This window comes from Ruegeria sp. G12, from assembly GCF_056533565.1.
The window spans coordinates 57,807-74,001 of record NZ_JBQFOO010000010.1 but is presented as its reverse complement, the minus strand read 5'-3'; the positions used below and the strand labels follow the sequence as shown (position 1 = coordinate 74,001).

Genomic DNA, 16,195 nt, shown 5'->3' with positions numbered 1-16,195 from the left:
AAAAACATGGACGAGTTCCTTTATCAGGCTTCGATCTATCTGGCCGCCGCCGTGATCGCCGTACCCCTTTCGGCGCGTCTGGGGCTGGGGTCGGTGCTGGGCTATCTGGCCGCCGGTATCATCATCGGGCCGGTCCTGGGGCTGGTCGGTGCCGAAACCGAGGAATTGCAACACGTCGCCGAGTTTGGCGTCGTGATGATGCTGTTCCTGATCGGACTGGAGCTTGAACCGCGCGCCTTGTGGGACATGCGCGACAGGCTGCTGGGCCTTGGCGGTCTGCAGGTCGCCCTGTCCACCGCCGTCATCGCTGCCGTGGCGATGTACGCAAACCACCCGTGGTCCGTCGCGCTGGCGGTGGGGCTGACCTTGTCGCTGTCGTCAACGGCGATTGTGTTGCAGACCCTGTCCGAAAAGGGGCTGATGCAGACCAATGGCGGGCGCGCGACCTTCTCGGTTCTGTTGACGCAGGATATTGCGGTTATTCCCATTCTGGCGTTCCTGCCCCTGCTAGCCCTGCCTGCGATGCCGCATATTCAGGCCGATGGCTCAATCGACCGCGGTGCCGGTGACGATCATCACGGCGCGGCTCATCACAGCCTGTCGCTGGTCGAAGGGCTACCGGGATGGGCGGTGACACTGGTCACCCTCGCCGCCGTAGCCTTTGTCATACTGGCCGGCATCTACCTGACCCGACCGCTGTTCCGGTTCATCCACGCCACACACCTGCGCGAGATGTATACGGCGCTGGCCCTGATGATCGTGGTCGGCATCTCATTCCTGATGACGCTTGTGGGCCTGTCGCCCGCGTTGGGCGCGTTCCTGGCTGGCGTCGTTCTGGCCAACTCGGAATTCCGGCATGAGATGGAAAGCGACCTTGAACCTTTTAAAGGGCTGTTTCTGGGGCTGTTCTTCATCACCGTCGGGGCCGGGATCAACGTTGCCTATTTCTTTAACGACCCGTTTGATTTGATCGGGCTGGCTCTGCTGGTCATTCTGGCCAAGGGGATCATCCTGTTTCTGGTCGGCAAAGCCTTCAAGCTGCGTGGGCGCGATCACTGGCTGTTTACGCTGGGGCTGGCGCAGGCGGGTGAATTCGGTTTCGTTCTGCTGGCGTTTTCGATGCAACAGAACGTTATCCCCCGGGATTTGTCGCAGAAACTGCTTATGATCATCGCACTGACGATGCTGATCACCCCGCTGCTGTTCATCCTCTTTGATCTTCTATCCCGAAAAATTGGCGAGGTGACTTCCGAAGTGGAACCGGACGAGATCGACGAAAAAGGGCCGGTGATCATCGCGGGGATCGGGCGGTTCGGTCAGATCGTCAACCGACTGGTGCGTGCCAGCGGGTTCAAGACCATCGTTCTGGACCACGACATCGAGACAATCCAACTGATGCGCCGATTTGGCGTCAAAGGGTTCCTCGGCGATCCGACGCGGCCCGAGCTTTTGCGCGCGGCGGGGCTTGAAAAAGCATCTGTCCTTGTGGCGGCCATGGACGATCGCACTCAGGTCACGCGGCTGGTCAGCTACGCACGCCGCCAGCGGCGCGACTTGCATATCATCGCGCGCGCGCATGACCGCACCCATGTGTACGAGCTGTATCAGGCTGGCGCGAACGACATTGTGCGCGAGATGTTCGACAGCTCCCTACGGGCTGGCCGCTACGTGCTGGAAAACATCGGGCTGAGCGAATACGAAGCCGCGCAAGCCGAACAGACCTTTTACCACCATGACCGGACCTCGGTCCGCGAACTGGCCGAGCTTTGGGTTCCTGGCCTGCCAACCGCCGAGAACAAGAAATACATCGACCGCGCACGGCGGCTGGAGAAAGATCTGGAAACGGCGCTGCTTGAGCTGGCGGAAGAACACGCCAAAAAGTCAGCCTGACCGGCGCGCTTGCCCCGGTCTGGGTCAGCGATCAGCCGTCAGACACACCTGCCTCGGCAAAGGTGGCCATGCCCGAATGGCAGGCAACGGCGCTTTTTAGAATGTTGATCGCCAGCGCCCCGCCCGAGCCTTCTCCAAGACGCAGACCCAGATTGAGCAGGGGTTCCTTGCCCAACCGGGCCAAAACCGCCCCATGGGCCCCTTCAGCGCTTTGATGACCTGCTATTGCGTGATCCAGCGCACTGTCCGACATCTGCGCAAGGCAGGCCGCCGCCGCCGAGCAAATGAACCCGTCCAGAATGACCGGGATGCGCAGGACCCGCGCGGCGGCAATGGCCCCCGCCATCGCTGCAATCTCGCGCCCGCCGAGGCAGCGCAGGATGTCCAGCCCGTCGTCCGACCCTCCGTGCAGCGCCACGCCCTCGGCCACGACGCGGGTCTTGTTGGCTAGCCCCGCATCGTCGACGCCGGTGCCACGACCGGTCCAGTCGGCGGCCTCACCCCCAAACAACGTGCAGGCAATCGCGGCGGCGGGGGTCGTGTTGCCGATGCCCATCTCGCCGACCACCAACAGGTCGGACCCGGGGTCAACGGCCTGCCAGCCAGTGCGCAGGGCGTCCAGCAACTCCTCTTCGCTCATCGCCGGGGATTGGGTGAAGTCTGCGGTCGGCCGGTCCAAGTCGAGCGCGTGCACGTCCATCTTCGCACCCGCCGCTTTGGCCAGTTGGTTGATCGCCGCGCCGCCGTGTTGAAAGTTCATCACCATCTGCACAGTGACCTCGGGCGGAAAGGCGGAAACGCCCTGCGCCGTGACGCCGTGGTTGCCCGCAAACACAATGACCTGCGGCGCGGTGATATGTGGCCGCGCATCCCCGAGCCAGCCCGCATACCAGATCGCCAGATCCTCTAGCCGCCCCAGCGCGCCCGGAGGTTTGGTCAATTGCCCGTTTCGGTCTGCCGCCCCATTCAGCGCAGCTTCATCGGGACCCGGAGCGGTCATCAGCGCGTCACGGAAGGTCTTCAAATCATTAAGTTCGGGCAGCATCCAAAGCCTCATTGCATCAGAGTGGTCCTGTGTGTTTAACCGAAGCAACCAAACCGACAAGACCCCGAAAGGCGCGGGAGTGCATAAAAACGACACCAAACCCTTTTCCGCGTGGGACATCCCGCTGGCGCTGGTTCTGCTGACCCGCCTGCCCCTGCCCCAGCTGCCCGAGCGGGTCTTTGCCCGGCAGGCGCAGGCGGTCTGGGCTTTTCCAGTGGTGGGCTTGGTTGTGGGCGGGTTGGCCTGCCTGATTGGCTGGCTGGCCAATACCTATCTGTCGCCGTTGGCGGCTGCGGTTCTGGTGGTTGCCGTACTGATCGCAACAACCGGCGCGATGCACGAGGACGGGCTGGCCGACACGTTCGACGGCCTTTGGGGCGGGTTCACCCCCGAACGCCGGTTAGAAATCATGAAGGACAGCCACATCGGAACCTATGGCGTGCTTGCCCTTCTGGTCTCGCAGCTTCTCCGCGCCGCCGCCATTGCTGCGGTCTTGGCGACCGGACCGATTTTGGCGGTTATGGCGGCTTGTGTGTTTTCTCGGGCCCTGATGCCGGTTTTGATGACGTCTTTGCCGAATGCCCGCAATTCGGGCCTGAGCCATTCTGTCGGCACTCCGGGCTGGGCTTCGGTTGGCGTTTCACTGGGGTTGGCTGTCTTGATCGCAGCTATTCTTTGCGGAACTCTGACCGTGAAAGCAGCACTTGCCGCCACATTAGCCGTTGGCATCCTGACATGGGTCGCACGAAAGAAAATCGGCGGTCAGACCGGAGACATCCTAGGCGCCGCGCAGCAACTGGCCGAGATCGCCTTTCTGCTGGCCATCAGCGCCCAGATTTAGGACGCCCCGCCCGTCTCAATCCGCAGAGTGCCCCCGCAATGCTTGCAATGCACGGCGTCCGGGTCGTGCCGATACAACCCGCAGCTTGGGCACTTATGGCGCACTTTCTGCGGCATGAAGATCGCCTGTGCCAGCCGCACGAACAGGGCGACACCGACCACCATAATAAAGACGGAAAACAGCTTACCTGCGGGGGAAGCCAGAGTTATGTCTCCGAACCCTGTCGTCGTAAGTGTTGCCATCGTGAAGTACAACGCGTCGATATAGGGCGTTTGGCTGTCTTCCGGAACGAAGAACACCAGAACCGCCGTCGAGGTTGCAAAGACAAACACCAACAGATTGATCGCCGCGATCACCGCGTCTTCGTGGGTTCGGAAAAAGCTGCTGTCCCGCCGCAGATCTCTGAGCAGGTGGTAGGAGTGGATCAGGCGCAAGGCCCGCAGGATGCGCAGAAACGCAAGACTCCCGGTCAAAAACGGATCGAGGATCAGCGAGGCGATCACCACGATATCCGCCAGCGTGTAAATCTGCCGTAATAGCTTCCAGCGATCTCTCGCGATCCACATGCGGGCTGAGAAATCCAGCAGGATCAAGGCCCCGATACAAAGGCTGGCAAGAGTGATCCCCGGACCATGTGGAATATTCGCCGTGGCGACGAAAAACACAATCGTCACCGCATCAAACAGGATCAGCCCATAGCGGAACCTGACCGAAACCGGTTCATGCGCGACGTACAGAAACTTGACGGTTTGCTTTATCCTGGCCATGTATCCGCCTTTGGCTACAGGAAAATTAGCGCCAAATGCGGGTTTCACCAAGCCACGAAAAAGGGCCGCCCCGCAGGGGACGGCCCTTGATACAAAGCGGTCGCTCTTAAGCGGCGCGAGAGGTCAGAACCTCATCCACCTGCTTGGCGGCCGAAATCTCGCCCGCGCCGGACACGGCGGCAACTTCGCGGGTCAGGCGTTCCAGCGCGGCTTCGTAAAGCTGACGCTCGGAATAGCTCTGCTCGCGCTGGTCGTCGGTGCGGTGCAGGTCGCGCACAACTTCGGCGATCGAGATCAGATCGCCCGAGTTGATCTTTTGTTCATATTCCTGCGCCCGGCGCGACCACATGGCGCGTTTGACCTTGGCCTTGCCCTTCAGCGTCTTCATCGCCTGGCTGATCACATCCGGCGAGCTGAGCGAGCGCAGGCCGCTTTCGGTCACCTTGTTGGTCGGCACGCGCAGGGTCATTTTGTCTTTCTCGAATGAGATGACAAACAGCTCGAGCGTGAATCCCGCGACGTCCTGTTCTTCGATCGAGATGATCTGACCCACGCCATGAGCGGGGTAGACAACATAGTCGTTCGGGCGGAACTCAAGCTTTTTCGACTTTGTCATTCAGTTTTATCCTTGGTTACAGTTTGGAACGCAGGCGACAAAAACACCACGTGCGGGGACTTTTTCAGCCCCGTCAGGCGGTGGTATTGTCACAAATTCAGAACTCCAAAGTGAGCATACTTACGGAGTGCATCCCAATTTTGGTCATCATGTGAGAGTCATTATATCACAAAAATACGACACCTGAAAGTTCGCACTTTCGCAGATGGGTGAATATTAAGCGTTTTCAATGTTCTGGCCACGCATCGCTCAAATTTCACTTTAAAATTTAGGTGCGAATCGCTTACCCGCCTTCGCCCGGCGCTTCCGAGAAATACTTCTCCATCTTGCCTTCTTCACCATCGCGTTCCTCGGCTTCGGGCAAGGGGTCTTTCTTGGTGATGATCACCGGCCACATTTCCGAGTATTTCCGGTTGAACTCGACCCACTGCTCCATCCCCGGCTCGGTGTCGGGGCGGATCGCGTCGGCGGGGCATTCGGGTTCGCAGACGCCGCAGTCGATGCATTCATCGGGATGGATGACCAGCGTGTTCTCGCCTTCGTAGAAACAGTCCACCGGGCATACCTCGACACAGTCGGTGTATTTGCAGCCAATGCAGTTTTCGGTGACAACATAGGTCATTTTGGATTTCCCGTTTGCGCTTTGGGCGTTTAGCTAATTCAGTCTGCCCGCCTCTTCAAGAGAAGATCACCCCTTTGGGGTGCGAGAAAGATCAAGCGCACGCCGTTCTTTCTTGGTCGGACGACCTTTTCCCTCAAAACCGGGATTCTTGGGCGCTGCGTCCTGCTTTTCGGTCATATCGAAGTACAACGCCTGCGCCTCAGGGGCTGGACCGCGCCGTTCGCCCAATGCTTCGATGCGAACAACACGAACGATCCGGCCCTGTGGAAAGGTCAGAACGTCGCCGGGGGCCACCGCCTGCGCCGGTTTCAGCACCCGGTTTCCGTTTAGCCGGACATGGCCGCCGCTGACCTGTTTGGCGGCCAGGCTACGGGTCTTGAAGAACCGCGCCTGCCACAACCATTTGTCGATCCGCAGCTTGGCCTCGGCCATCGGCTTTTAGTTGCCGTCCTTCAGACCCATCAGCGCGGCGGCAAATGGGTTGTCGGGATCGATGGCCTTTTCCTTCTTCGGAGGCCGCGACGAGAACGACTTGGCACCCTGAGGTTTGCCGCCCTTCTTACCCTGCGGCTTACCCTGAGGTTTCCCCCGCGGCTTGCCTCTGCCCTGCCCTTGTTCACGGCGCGGGCCACGGTTTTGCTGGCGCTGGCGACCCCATGTGAAGGTATAGAACACCTCGACCTCGGGTTCGTCCGATGCAGGTTCCGTTGCGGGGGCCTCGGCTGCCGCCTCGGTGCTTTCGGTGGCCTCGGCTGACGCCTCGGCGGGTGCGCTCTCCTCCTCCGTCGCAACCGCGTCTGCCGGAGTTTCTTCGGCGGCAGGTTGCTCGGGCGCTTCTGCGGCGGGCTGTTCGACCGGTGCGGCCTTGACCTTTTCGCGCTCACCACGCTCGGCCTTGTAGCCCAAGCCCTGCATCAGGTCGGCGAACTGTTCCAGCGTCATGCCAGTGATCGAAAGCATGCCGGCCTTGGCCTCGAACCCGCCCCGGCTGTCTTCGGCGCGCAGCATGTCGGCCAGACGTTCCAGCATGTCGATGCGGATCGAGCGCTCACCGGCATCGCGGTAGCCGCACATGGTGTCATAGCCCTGCGGCGCATCCTTGGCGACAGGCACGGTGACAAGACCCGGAGGCGGTGCCTCGGGGAATTCTTGCAGACCGCCCGACAGCGCCCACAACACCAGACGCAGACGCGTCGGCGCGGGTTTCAACAGCAGCGGCATGAAGATGGTGAACTGGCCGAACCGGATGCCATGCTTGCGCAGCGCGCCGCGGGCGTCCTGATCCAGATCCTTTACCTCTTGCGCGACCTGCGCGCGGGGCAGCACGCCCAGCGCCTCGACCATGCGGAAGGCAAAGCCCTTGGCCAGACCGGTCAGTTCCTCGTCGCGCGACAGGTTCAACAGCGGCTCGAACAGGGCAGCCACCTTGCGGTCGATGAAATGCTGCAGGCGACGCTGCACCTTCTGTTCGACGTCCGGCCCTGCGGCTTCATCCACAAAAACCTCGACCAGCGGCTTGAGCGGTTCTGCCCCGGCAACCAGCTTGCCGACGGCATATTCGCCCCACATCAGGCCACCCTGATCGGTGAAATCAATTTCGGTATCGGGCGCGTTATAGAAGCGGTCGGCACGCAGATGGAATTGCGGCGCGAGTGCTTGCAAAGACGCGGATTTCAAGGCTTTCGCCTCGGTCCCCTGCGCGGCTTTGTCCGGGATAAACCGGAACCCTTCCAGACGACCGACGAATTCGCCTTCGACGGTCACTTCACCCTTGTCATTTACTTCGGCCAAAAGGGCCTCCTTCTGTTTGAGCCGGCGCAGCAACACGGATGTGCGCCGGTCCACAAATCGTTGGGTCAAACGGTCATGCAGAGCGTCCGACAGCCTGTCTTCTACAGTGCGCGTTTCCTCGCGCCAATGGGATTCGTCACGCACCCAGCCATTTCGCTGCGCAACATATGTCCAGGTGCGAATATATGCCAGCCGTTTGGACAGCGCATCAATATCCCCATCCGTTCGGTCAATTCGGCGGATTTGCCGCGCCATGAAGTCGTCGGGGATCGATCCACGTTCATGCAGGTGGCCATAGATGACGTCAAGCAGGCCAGTATGCTCAGCGTGGCTGATGCCGCGAAAATCAGGGATTCGGCAGACATCCCACAGCAATCGGACCGATTGCGGGTCGCTCGCGCGGGCCATCACTTCGGTCACTTGCGAGAGCGATTTCAGCGCGTTCAGGTCATCGGCGGGCCGCGCTTTGGTCAGATGTTCGTCGCTCGGGCTGACCTCTAACGAGTCTATCAGCGCGTCAACCGAACCGAACCGCAAAGCGGCATTCCGCCAGTTCAGCTTTTTCATCGGCATAAAGCGGCTGTCCATGATCGCTTGCGCCGTACCTTCATCCAGCGGAGGAGCTTCTCCGGTCACGCCGAAGGTGCCATCCGACATGCCGCGCCCGGCGCGCCCGGCGATTTGCGCCAGTTCGTTGGGGGCCAACGCGCGCATCCGCCGCCCGTCGAACTTGGTCAGCGATGAAAACGCCACATGGTCCACATCAAGGTTCAGGCCCATGCCGATGGCGTCGGTGGCAACCAGATAGTCGACCTCGCCATTCTGATAGAGATCGACCTGCGCGTTGCGGGTGCGCGGGCTGAGCGCGCCCATGACCACAGCCGCCCCGCCCTTTTGCCGACGCAACAGCTCGGCAATGGCATAGACGTTATCGACCGAGAAGCCGACGATGGCGCTGCGTGCGGGCATCCGGCTGATCTTCTTGGAGCCCGAATAGACCAGTTGAGACATCCGCTCGCGCCGGACGAACTGCGCCTCGGGCACCAATGCGGCAATCGAACCGCGCATGGTGTCCGAGCCCAGAAACAGCGTCTCATGCGTGCCGCGCATACGCAGCAGGCGGTCGGTGAACACGTGGCCGCGTTCGGGGTCCGCACACAGCTGGATTTCGTCAATGGCAACGAAATCCGCGCCCATGCCCTCGGGCATCGCCTCGACCGTGCAGACCCAGTACTGCGTGCGCGGCGGTACAATGCATTCTTCACCGGTAACCAGCGCCACGACCGACGGGCCACGGATGGCGACGATCTTGTCATAGACCTCGCGCGCCAGCAGGCGCAGCGGCAGGCCGATCACGCCGGTCCGATACCCCAGCATCCGCTCAATCGCGTAATGAGTTTTACCTGTGTTGGTCGGGCCAAGTATGGCCACGATTCGGGATGACCCGCTCACCTTTGCCCCCTGCCCCTGATCTTAGAGCGCAGCGCCCTCGACCTGAGGCTTCAGTCGATTCACGGCATTGGTTACTTCTTCATAGTGGGGATGTATAGCCAGTGCGCGCTCATAGGCACCATACGCCTGCTCGGGCTTGTCCAGAATTTCGAATATCAGGCCCAGACCATAGATCGCCTCAAAATTATTCGGGTTCAGGGTCAGCGCATATTCCAGATCGGCAGCGGCCATACCGAACCGTTCGATCCCAAAAAACACCGAGGCCCGCGCGTGCCATCCTTCGGCGAAATCCGGGGCGTGATCCGTAAGCGCAGTAAAGTGATCCAGCGCCGCGTCCATATCGCCGTCTTCCATCGCCTCGCGCCCGCGCTCCAGCAGCAAATCCGCCGAGGCCGAGCCTGACAGTGACCACAGTGCTTTCAACTGCCGTTCGATTCCGATGGCCTGTTCGGGGGTCGATTCCTGCAATTGCTGCAACAGCGCACCCTCATCCCGGGAATCCGCCTCTTGCGCGATGCAACTGGTGGAAAACATGACTAGGACTGCGGTTGCCGCAACGATACCTTTGAGATTGGTGCTTGCAATGCTCATAACAAGCATCACTTTAGCGTCGAGACAGAGGATGTCCATTCACGACGCAAGAAACAACTGTGAGGAAGACCATGAGCGTGACTCTTGAAAAGGCGGCGGCTGCGCTGAACGAAAAACTCGAAAGCGGCGCGTTCGACGCGTCAGCCCGGTTTGCCATTACCGATCTGGGCAATATCGTGCTGGATGCCGACGGCGCACGCGTCAGCGACGACGAGGCCGACGTGACTCTGAGCGCGGACGCGGACACGTTCGAGCAAATCCTGAGCGGAGAGATGAACCCAACGGGCGCGTTCATGTCCGGCAAGCTGAGCGTGGACGGAGACATGGGGATCGCCATGAAGCTCGCCTCGGTGCTGGCCTGATGGACCTGTCGCCGGCCCCCTTGTTCGAAGCCATTGCCGGCGGCCCCGCCGGGGGCGCAGCGCATTGGCTGCGCACCTCGGACGACAAACGCATTCGCGTGGGCCACTGGTTGCCCGAGAGTGCGGGGAACGGCACGGTGATGCTGTTTCCCGGTCGCACGGAATACGTTGAGAAATACGGCAGCACGGCCGCCGAATTCGTGAAGCGTGGGTTTGCGACGCTGGCCGTCGACTGGCGCGGACAGGGTCTGGCGGACCGGCTGCTGGATGATCCGCGTATCGGCCATGTCGATCACTTCCCCGACTATCAGCGCGATGTTCAGGCAGTGCTCGATCTGGCCACCGAACTTGACCTGCCCCAGCCGTGGTATGTCGTCGGGCATTCGATGGGCGGCGCTATCGGTCTGCGGGCGGTGATTGAACACAAATGCTTCGCGGCTTGCGCCTTTACCGGCCCGATGTGGGGTATTTTCTTCACCCCGATCATGAAACCGCTCAGCCGGGTAACGGCCTATTGGGGCACGGCGCTGGGTATGGGGCAATGGACGCCCCCGACAACGACGCTGGAAAGCTATGTCCTGTCGCAGCCCTTTGACGGCAATGTGCTGACCCGTGATCCTGAAATGTACAGGATGATGCAGGATCAGCTGACTGCCCATCCCGAACTGGCTCTTGGCGCGCCGTCGAACCTGTGGCTGCGCGAATCTCTGGACGAATGTGCCTGGTTGATCGAACAGCCTGCACCCGACACCCCTTGCCTGACCTTCATGGGCAGTCACGAACAGATCGTGGACCGCAAGGCGATCCGGGCGCGCATGGCCAGTTGGCCCAAGGGCAAGCTGGTCGAGATTCCCGATGGCGAACACGAGGTACTGATGGAGGGACCCGACGTTCGTGGACCAGTGCTTGACCAGTTGGCAGCGCATTTTCTGGCCAACCAATCCAACGGCGCGCCCGAGCCTGCCCTGTCGCGTTGATCCACGCGATGGGCTCTGACCGCTTGTGATCCGGGCGCGCCAGCCCTAGATGTTTGCCAAACAATCTTCAAAAGGTGATCCATGCGCGACCTTCCCTTTCCCGTCCGTGATGCAAACGCCGTCGGCGGTGCCGACAATCTGGGCAACCTGCCGGAATGGGATCTGAGCGATCTCTACACCGGGGAAGACGCACCTGAAATCTCGCGCGATCTGGAGTGGCTTGAGGGTGAGTGCGCATCCTTCGCCTCAGACTACGAAGGCAAGCTGGCCGATTTGGATGCGGCGGGCCTGCTGACATGCGTTCAGCGCAATGAAAAGATCAACGCCATCGCCGGGCGGATCATGTCTTTCGCCGGTCTGCGCTACTATCAACTGACCACGGATGCCGAGCGCGCCAAGTTCCTGTCCGACATGCAGGAAAAGATCACCATCTTCACCACTCCCTTGGTGTTCTTCACGCTCGAGATCAACCGGATCGACGACGATGTACTGAAGTCGCATTTAGACGCGAACGCGGACCTTGCCCGCTATGAGCCTGTTTTCCGCCGCATCCGCGCGATGAAACCTTATCAACTATCTGACGAGTTAGAGAAATTCCTGCACGACCTCGGCGTCGTCGGGGATGCTTGGGAACGCCTGTTCGACGAAACCATCGCGGGGCTGACCTTTACCGTTGACGATCAGGAGTTGAACATCGAAGGCACGCTGAACTTGCTGACCGAACAGGATCGCAGCAAGCGTGAGGCCGCCGCGCGCGAACTGGCCAGCGTGTTTCAGGACAACGTCAAAACCTTTGCCCGCGTCCACAACACGCAAGCCAAGGAAAAAGAAATCGTCGATCGCTGGCGCAACATGCCGACGGCGCAGACCGGTCGCCACCTGTCGAACGACGTCGAGCCCGAAGTGGTCGAGGCTCTGCGTAAAGCCGTTGTCGCCGCCTACCCCAAGCTGAGCCATCGCTACTATGAGCTAAAGCGCAAATGGCTGGGTCTTGACGTCATGCAGGTCTGGGACCGCAACGCGCCCCTGCCGATGGAAGACACTCGCGTCGTCAATTGGACCGAAGCCGAGAAAACGGTGATGGACGCCTACAATGCCTTCGATCCGCGTATGGGCGAAATCGCAACGCCGTTCTTCACCAAGGGCTGGATTGATGCCGCCGTGAAACCCGGCAAGGCTCCGGGCGCGTTTGCGCATCCAACCGTCACCGACGTTCACCCCTATGTCATGCTCAACTATCTGGGCAAGCCACGCGATGTGATGACCCTGGCGCATGAATTGGGCCACGGCGTGCATCAGGTGCTGGCCGCCGATCAGGGTGAGATGCTGTCATCGACGCCTCTGACACTGGCCGAGACGGCGTCAGTCTTTGGCGAAATGCTGACCTTCCGTAAAATGCTGGAACAGGCCGAAACCCCGGAACAGCGCAAGGTGCTGCTGGCCGGCAAGGTCGAGGACATGATCAACACGGTCGTCCGCCAGATCGCGTTCTATGACTTCGAATGCAAGCTGCACGCCGCCCGTCGTGAAGGCGAACTGACCCCCGACGACATAAACGCGCTGTGGATGAGTGTTCAGGCCGAAAGCCTTGGCCCCGCATTCGAATTCATGGAGGGGTACGAGACGTTCTGGGCCTATATCCCCCACTTCGTCCACTCGCCCTTCTACGTCTACGCCTATGCCTTCGGCGATGGCCTCGTGAACGCGCTTTATTCCGTTTACGAAAGCGGCGCAGACGGGTTCGAGGACAAGTATTTCGACATGCTGCGCGCCGGTGGTTCCAAGCACCATAAGGAACTTCTGGCCCCCTTCGGCCTGGATGCCAGCGATCCCAAATTCTGGGACAAGGGCCTGTCGATGATCTCGGGCTTTATTGACGAATTGGAAGCAATGGAAGGCTGATCACTTCTGGCTTTTGGTCGTCAGGAACACGGCGACCACGATCAGCGCCGCCCCCAAGGCCGCAACCGGCGTGATTGCGGCCCCCAGAAACAGCGCCGAGTTGATAAAGGTGAACACCACCGACGCCGCGAACATCAACGTCGCGGTCAGGGTCGAGACACGCGCAGCGGCCTCGTACCACAGGTAATAGGCCAGCGCGGTCGGCAGGATTCCCAGAAGCAGCAGAAACACGACGTCCTTGGCCGTTGGCATCTGCATGGAAAACAGCGCCAATGGTACCAACAGAACGCCTGAGCACAGGAAAATGCCGAACAGGAAGTTCAGCCGCTCCGCCGTTGATTGCGAAGCCTTCATCGCCCGGCTGCTGGCAATCAGGAACGCGGCCCAGCTGAAGCCCGCGCCGATCTCTAAAAGGTCACCGAAAAGCGGTTCACCTCCACCCTGGAAGTCTCTGAAAACGGTCAGGAAAACGCCGAAGATAGCCAGCACGGTTGCCAGCACTTCGATCCGTGTGACGGACGTATCAGCAAAAAAATAGAGGAACAGAAGCACGAAAAACGGGGCCGTGTTTTCCAGCACCATAGCGTTGGCCGCACCGGTATGTTCCAGCCCGATATGGAACAGCACATAGTTCACAACGGTCGCCAAAACCGCGAGGCGAAAATTGCCATCCCGAAACTGAACGGAGACCGGCGCGCGCAACACGCGCAGCATACAGAAGATCGCCAAAGCCGCGATAAACAAGCGGGTCACGGCGATCTGCATTCCGCCCAGATCACCGGTCAGATACCGAACAATGACCGAATGTGTCCCCCACAAAAACGCCGCAACAAATCCCAGAACCAATCCGTTCTGCAGAAGCGGCGCACGTTTTGCGGAGTTCTGTGTCACGACGCCCCTCAGCCGTTCACTTAAGCTGGCTATCCTTCGATCCGCGCCGATTGATACCTGAACGCGCCTTGAACGCCCCGTCACGCTCTTGCTGGCAATCCAGGCACAGCTTCACGCCCGGCAGGGCCATGCGGCGCTTTTCGGGAATGGGTTCCTCGCATTCCGCACAATGGGTCAGGCTTTCGCCAACGGGTCGCTTCTGCGCCTGCATCCGCGCCAGTTCGTCCGAAATCGACGCCTCGATCTGTTCGCTTACCGCGCCATCACGCGCCCATCCGCCCGCCATGCCTTGTCTCCTTGCATCGGTGGCGGACAGGATACACAGGTCGAACGGGATCGGGCAAGTTACAGCGAAACCGCGCCGTCGAACACGCGGTCAATCATATCCTGCGTCCCCCGTGTAAATTCCAGCGGGCACGGGTAATCGACGCCCTCGCGGACAGACTGGCAGAAAGCTTCGACCTGCAGCTTATAATGGTCGTCGCCCGGAAAACGTGTGACCTGCAGTTCTAGCCCCGGACGGTGCAGTTCCACCCGCGCCTCGCCAAAGACACGCGCGTTGAAGGGCGCGGTCAGGCGGATCACGCCGCCTTCGCCGTGAAACTCCATCTCCTGATGCGGGTGCATCCGGGTCGAGACGTAAGCCGAATAGGTAAAATCGGGGAACCGCGCCCGGATTTCGGTAAACACGTCCACATCATTCTCCCACCGGATTGCGCCGGTGACTTGGGCAGGCTCTTGCCCCGTTGCGAACCTTGCGCTGCCGATCACATAGACGCCGATATCACGCAGACCGCCACCGCCGGTTTCCGGGCGGTTGCGGATGTTGCCCGTATCCGCACGGTTGTCATAGCTGAACACGCCGGTCACATGCACCAGCTTGCCAATGGCCCCATCAGCAATCAGCTTGCGCGCCAGTTGCCATTGGGGGTGGTGCACGATCATATACGCCTCAGCCGCCAGCAGACCGGTTTGATCTCGCTTGGCGATCAGGGCGTCAAATTCATCCGCACGCATCGTCATCGGTTTTTCGCACAGCACGTGCTTTCCCGCATCCAGCGCTTTCAAGCTCCATTCCACATGCAGATGGTTGGGCAGCGGGATATAGACCGCGTCGATTGCCGGGTCGGCCAGCAGCGCGTCATAGCTGTCATAGACATCCAAATCCGGACAAAACTGCAGAAATGGTTCGGCCTTGGCCGGGTCGGACGCGGCAAGCCCGGCCAAACGGGCACCGTGGGCCGCGTGGATGGCGGGTGCCATTTGCTCGCGCGCGAATTTCGAGGCCCCAAGGATGCCCCACTGAACCGGTTTTTGCATGATCGTCCCTCTGTTGTGCTGGCTGCGCACGTCGTTAGCGCTATCGGATTTCCAGCGTTTTACCAAGAGCGGGCCCGTCTGTCATGCCTGTCACAGTCACCTATACGCGAGAAAACCGGCCTGACGAGGATCAGACCGGTTTGATGATTGGGAAAACAGGCCAGTCAGGCAGCGCCCAGCATGCCTTTTTCGCGCGCAAGCTCACGCATCTTTTTCTGCAGCTTCTCGAAAGCACGCACCTCAATCTGGCGAATACGCTCGCGGCTGACGTGATATTGCGTGCTCAGTTCCTCGAGCGTGACGGGCTGATCCATCAGGCGGCGCTGGGTCAGAATGTCCTTTTCCCGGTCATTCAGCACATCCAAAGCGGCCGCCAACAGCTCACGCCGCGCTTCCAACTCATCGCGGGCTTCATAGTCACCGGCCTGATCGGCATCTTCGTCTTCCAGCCAATCCTGCCATTGCATTGTGCCTTCGCCTTCGGACCCGACCGTGGCGTTCAGTGAGGCATCGCCACCGGACATCCGGCGGTTCATGCTGATCACTTCTTCTTCGGTCACACCCAGATCATTCGCGATCTGCGTGACGTTTTCCGGGCGCAGGTCACCTTCTTCCAAGGCACCGATGCGTGCCTTGGCTTTGCGCAGGTTGAAAAAAAGCTTCTTCTGCGCCGAGGTCGTGCCCAGCTTCACCAAAGACCACGACCGCAGGATGTATTCCTGGATCGAGGCGCGAATCCACCACATCGCATAGGTCGCCAGACGGAATCCCTTTTCCGGGTCAAACCGTTTGACCGCCTGCATCAGGCCCACATTGGCTTCCGAGATCACCTCGGCCTGCGGCAGACCGTAGCCGCGATAGCCCATGGCGATTTTGGCGGCCAGACGCAGGTGCGATGTCACCATTTTATGCGCCGCCTCGGTGTCCTGTTTTTCGACCCAGCGCTTGGCCAGCATGTATTCTTCTTCCGGCTCCAGCAGGGGAAATTTGCGAATTTCCTGCATATAGCGGTTCAGGCCGCCCTCGGGCGTCGGTGCGGGGAGATTTGCGTAGTTTGCCATATATGATGTCCCTCCGACAAATGTTTACGTTATTAACATAGGATATGGGTAAGGAACCCTGTCCGTT

General features: G+C 60.3%; 16 protein-coding genes. 5 read left to right on the top strand and 11 right to left on the bottom strand.

The window, feature by feature from the left end; all coding sequences use genetic code 11:
• The first annotated feature begins 6 nt into the window (after positions 1–6).
• Positions 7–1,890 carry a monovalent cation:proton antiporter-2 (CPA2) family protein gene (locus ACR0JN_RS19470; RefSeq protein ID WP_480817912.1) on the top strand — a complete coding sequence of 628 codons (1,884 nt, stop codon included), beginning with the start codon at positions 7–9 and terminating at the stop codon, positions 1,888–1,890.
• Positions 1,891–1,921: 31 nt separating this feature from the next.
• Here the strand turns inward: ACR0JN_RS19470 and cobT are convergent, their stop codons facing one another.
• Positions 1,922–2,935, bottom strand: a complete 1,014-nt coding sequence (gene cobT, locus ACR0JN_RS19465; protein ID WP_480888166.1) for a nicotinate-nucleotide--dimethylbenzimidazole phosphoribosyltransferase — start codon at positions 2,933–2,935, stop codon at positions 1,922–1,924.
• Between the two features lie 79 nt (positions 2,936–3,014).
• On the opposite strand from cobT, the gene cobS reads away from it, so the two are divergent.
• Entirely contained in the window at positions 3,015–3,776 is a 762-nt protein-coding gene (gene cobS, locus ACR0JN_RS19460; protein ID WP_480888165.1) for an adenosylcobinamide-GDP ribazoletransferase, read from the top strand.
• Here the strand turns inward: cobS and ACR0JN_RS19455 are convergent.
• The 6 genes from ACR0JN_RS19455 to ACR0JN_RS19430 form a co-directional block, all read right to left on the bottom strand.
• Positions 3,773–4,543 carry an ion channel gene (locus ACR0JN_RS19455; RefSeq protein ID WP_480888164.1) on the bottom strand — a complete coding sequence of 257 codons (771 nt, stop codon included), beginning with the start codon at positions 4,541–4,543 and terminating at the stop codon, positions 3,773–3,775. The genes cobS and ACR0JN_RS19455 overlap by 4 nt on opposite strands.
• 106 nt (positions 4,544–4,649) lie before the next feature.
• Positions 4,650–5,159 (bottom strand): CarD family transcriptional regulator, encoded by a 510-nt coding sequence (locus ACR0JN_RS19450; protein ID WP_480610220.1) that lies wholly within the window; start codon positions 5,157–5,159, stop codon positions 4,650–4,652.
• Between the two features lie 283 nt (positions 5,160–5,442).
• Positions 5,443–5,781: a ferredoxin FdxA gene (fdxA, locus tag ACR0JN_RS19445; protein ID WP_480817908.1), complete on the bottom strand. Its 339-nt coding sequence runs from the start codon at positions 5,779–5,781 to the stop codon at positions 5,443–5,445.
• A 66-nt stretch (positions 5,782–5,847) separates the two neighbouring features.
• Positions 5,848–6,213, bottom strand: coding sequence for an RNA-binding S4 domain-containing protein (locus tag ACR0JN_RS19440; RefSeq protein ID WP_480888163.1), 366 nt, complete (start codon positions 6,211–6,213; stop codon positions 5,848–5,850).
• A gap of 6 nt (positions 6,214–6,219) precedes the next feature.
• Entirely contained in the window at positions 6,220–9,024 is a 2,805-nt protein-coding gene (locus tag ACR0JN_RS19435) for a helicase-related protein (protein WP_480888160.1), read from the bottom strand.
• Between the two features lie 21 nt (positions 9,025–9,045).
• Positions 9,046–9,615 carry a tetratricopeptide repeat protein gene (locus ACR0JN_RS19430; RefSeq protein ID WP_480888159.1) on the bottom strand — a complete coding sequence of 190 codons (570 nt, stop codon included), beginning with the start codon at positions 9,613–9,615 and terminating at the stop codon, positions 9,046–9,048.
• A gap of 71 nt (positions 9,616–9,686) precedes the next feature.
• Here ACR0JN_RS19430 and ACR0JN_RS19425 point away from each other — a divergent pair, with 71 nt between their 5' ends.
• From ACR0JN_RS19425 to ACR0JN_RS19415, 3 genes are all read left to right on the top strand, one after another.
• Positions 9,687–9,977 (top strand): SCP2 sterol-binding domain-containing protein, encoded by a 291-nt coding sequence (locus ACR0JN_RS19425; RefSeq protein ID WP_480610212.1) that lies wholly within the window; start codon positions 9,687–9,689, stop codon positions 9,975–9,977.
• The gene (locus ACR0JN_RS19420) at positions 9,977–10,954 is read left to right on the top strand and encodes an alpha/beta fold hydrolase (RefSeq protein ID WP_480888158.1); all 978 of its coding nucleotides are present in this window, start codon (positions 9,977–9,979) and stop codon (positions 10,952–10,954) included. The genes ACR0JN_RS19425 and ACR0JN_RS19420 overlap by 1 nt, the downstream gene beginning before the upstream one ends.
• An 81-nt stretch (positions 10,955–11,035) precedes the next feature.
• On the top strand, positions 11,036–12,856 hold the full coding sequence (locus tag ACR0JN_RS19415) for a M3 family oligoendopeptidase (protein ID WP_480888157.1): 1,821 nt from the start codon (positions 11,036–11,038) through the stop codon (positions 12,854–12,856).
• Here the strand turns inward: ACR0JN_RS19415 and ACR0JN_RS19410 are convergent, their stop codons facing one another.
• From ACR0JN_RS19410 to rpoH, 4 genes are all read right to left on the bottom strand, one after another.
• Entirely contained in the window at positions 12,857–13,747 is an 891-nt protein-coding gene (locus tag ACR0JN_RS19410) for a DMT family transporter (protein ID WP_480888156.1), read from the bottom strand.
• Positions 13,748–13,763: 16 nt separating this feature from the next.
• Positions 13,764–14,033: a DksA/TraR family C4-type zinc finger protein gene (locus tag ACR0JN_RS19405; protein ID WP_480888155.1), complete on the bottom strand. Its 270-nt coding sequence runs from the start codon at positions 14,031–14,033 to the stop codon at positions 13,764–13,766.
• A gap of 59 nt (positions 14,034–14,092) precedes the next feature.
• Positions 14,093–15,067, bottom strand: a complete 975-nt coding sequence (locus ACR0JN_RS19400) for a Gfo/Idh/MocA family protein (protein ID WP_480888154.1) — start codon at positions 15,065–15,067, stop codon at positions 14,093–14,095.
• 164 nt (positions 15,068–15,231) lie between these two features.
• On the bottom strand, positions 15,232–16,128 hold the full coding sequence (gene rpoH / locus ACR0JN_RS19395) for an RNA polymerase sigma factor RpoH (protein ID WP_480888152.1): 897 nt from the start codon (positions 16,126–16,128) through the stop codon (positions 15,232–15,234).
• Positions 16,129–16,195 lie beyond the last annotated feature (67 nt).

Bases quoted from the DNA above. Each gene is read 5' to 3' on its own strand.
- ACR0JN_RS19400 (WP_480888154.1), bottom strand. From the start codon at position 15,067: ATGCAAAAACCGGTTCAGTGGGGCATCCTTGGGGCCTCGAAATTCGCG.
- rpoH (WP_480888152.1), bottom strand. From the start codon at position 16,128: ATGGCAAACTACGCAAATCTCCCCGCACCGACGCCCGAGGGCGGCCTG.
- cobT (WP_480888166.1), bottom strand. From the start codon at position 2,935: ATGCTGCCCGAACTTAATGATTTGAAGACCTTCCGTGACGCGCTGATG.
- ACR0JN_RS19405 (WP_480888155.1), bottom strand. From the start codon at position 14,033: ATGGCGGGCGGATGGGCGCGTGATGGCGCGGTAAGCGAACAGATCGAG.
- ACR0JN_RS19425 (WP_480610212.1), top strand. From the start codon at position 9,687: ATGAGCGTGACTCTTGAAAAGGCGGCGGCTGCGCTGAACGAAAAACTC.
- ACR0JN_RS19420 (WP_480888158.1), top strand. From the start codon at position 9,977: ATGGACCTGTCGCCGGCCCCCTTGTTCGAAGCCATTGCCGGCGGCCCC.
- ACR0JN_RS19440 (WP_480888163.1), bottom strand. From the start codon at position 6,213: ATGGCCGAGGCCAAGCTGCGGATCGACAAATGGTTGTGGCAGGCGCGG.
- ACR0JN_RS19450 (WP_480610220.1), bottom strand. From the start codon at position 5,159: ATGACAAAGTCGAAAAAGCTTGAGTTCCGCCCGAACGACTATGTTGTC.
- ACR0JN_RS19430 (WP_480888159.1), bottom strand. From the start codon at position 9,615: ATGAGCATTGCAAGCACCAATCTCAAAGGTATCGTTGCGGCAACCGCA.
- ACR0JN_RS19415 (WP_480888157.1), top strand. From the start codon at position 11,036: ATGCGCGACCTTCCCTTTCCCGTCCGTGATGCAAACGCCGTCGGCGGT.
- ACR0JN_RS19455 (WP_480888164.1), bottom strand. From the start codon at position 4,543: ATGGCCAGGATAAAGCAAACCGTCAAGTTTCTGTACGTCGCGCATGAA.
- fdxA (WP_480817908.1), bottom strand. From the start codon at position 5,781: ATGACCTATGTTGTCACCGAAAACTGCATTGGCTGCAAATACACCGAC.
- ACR0JN_RS19470 (WP_480817912.1), top strand. From the start codon at position 7: ATGGACGAGTTCCTTTATCAGGCTTCGATCTATCTGGCCGCCGCCGTG.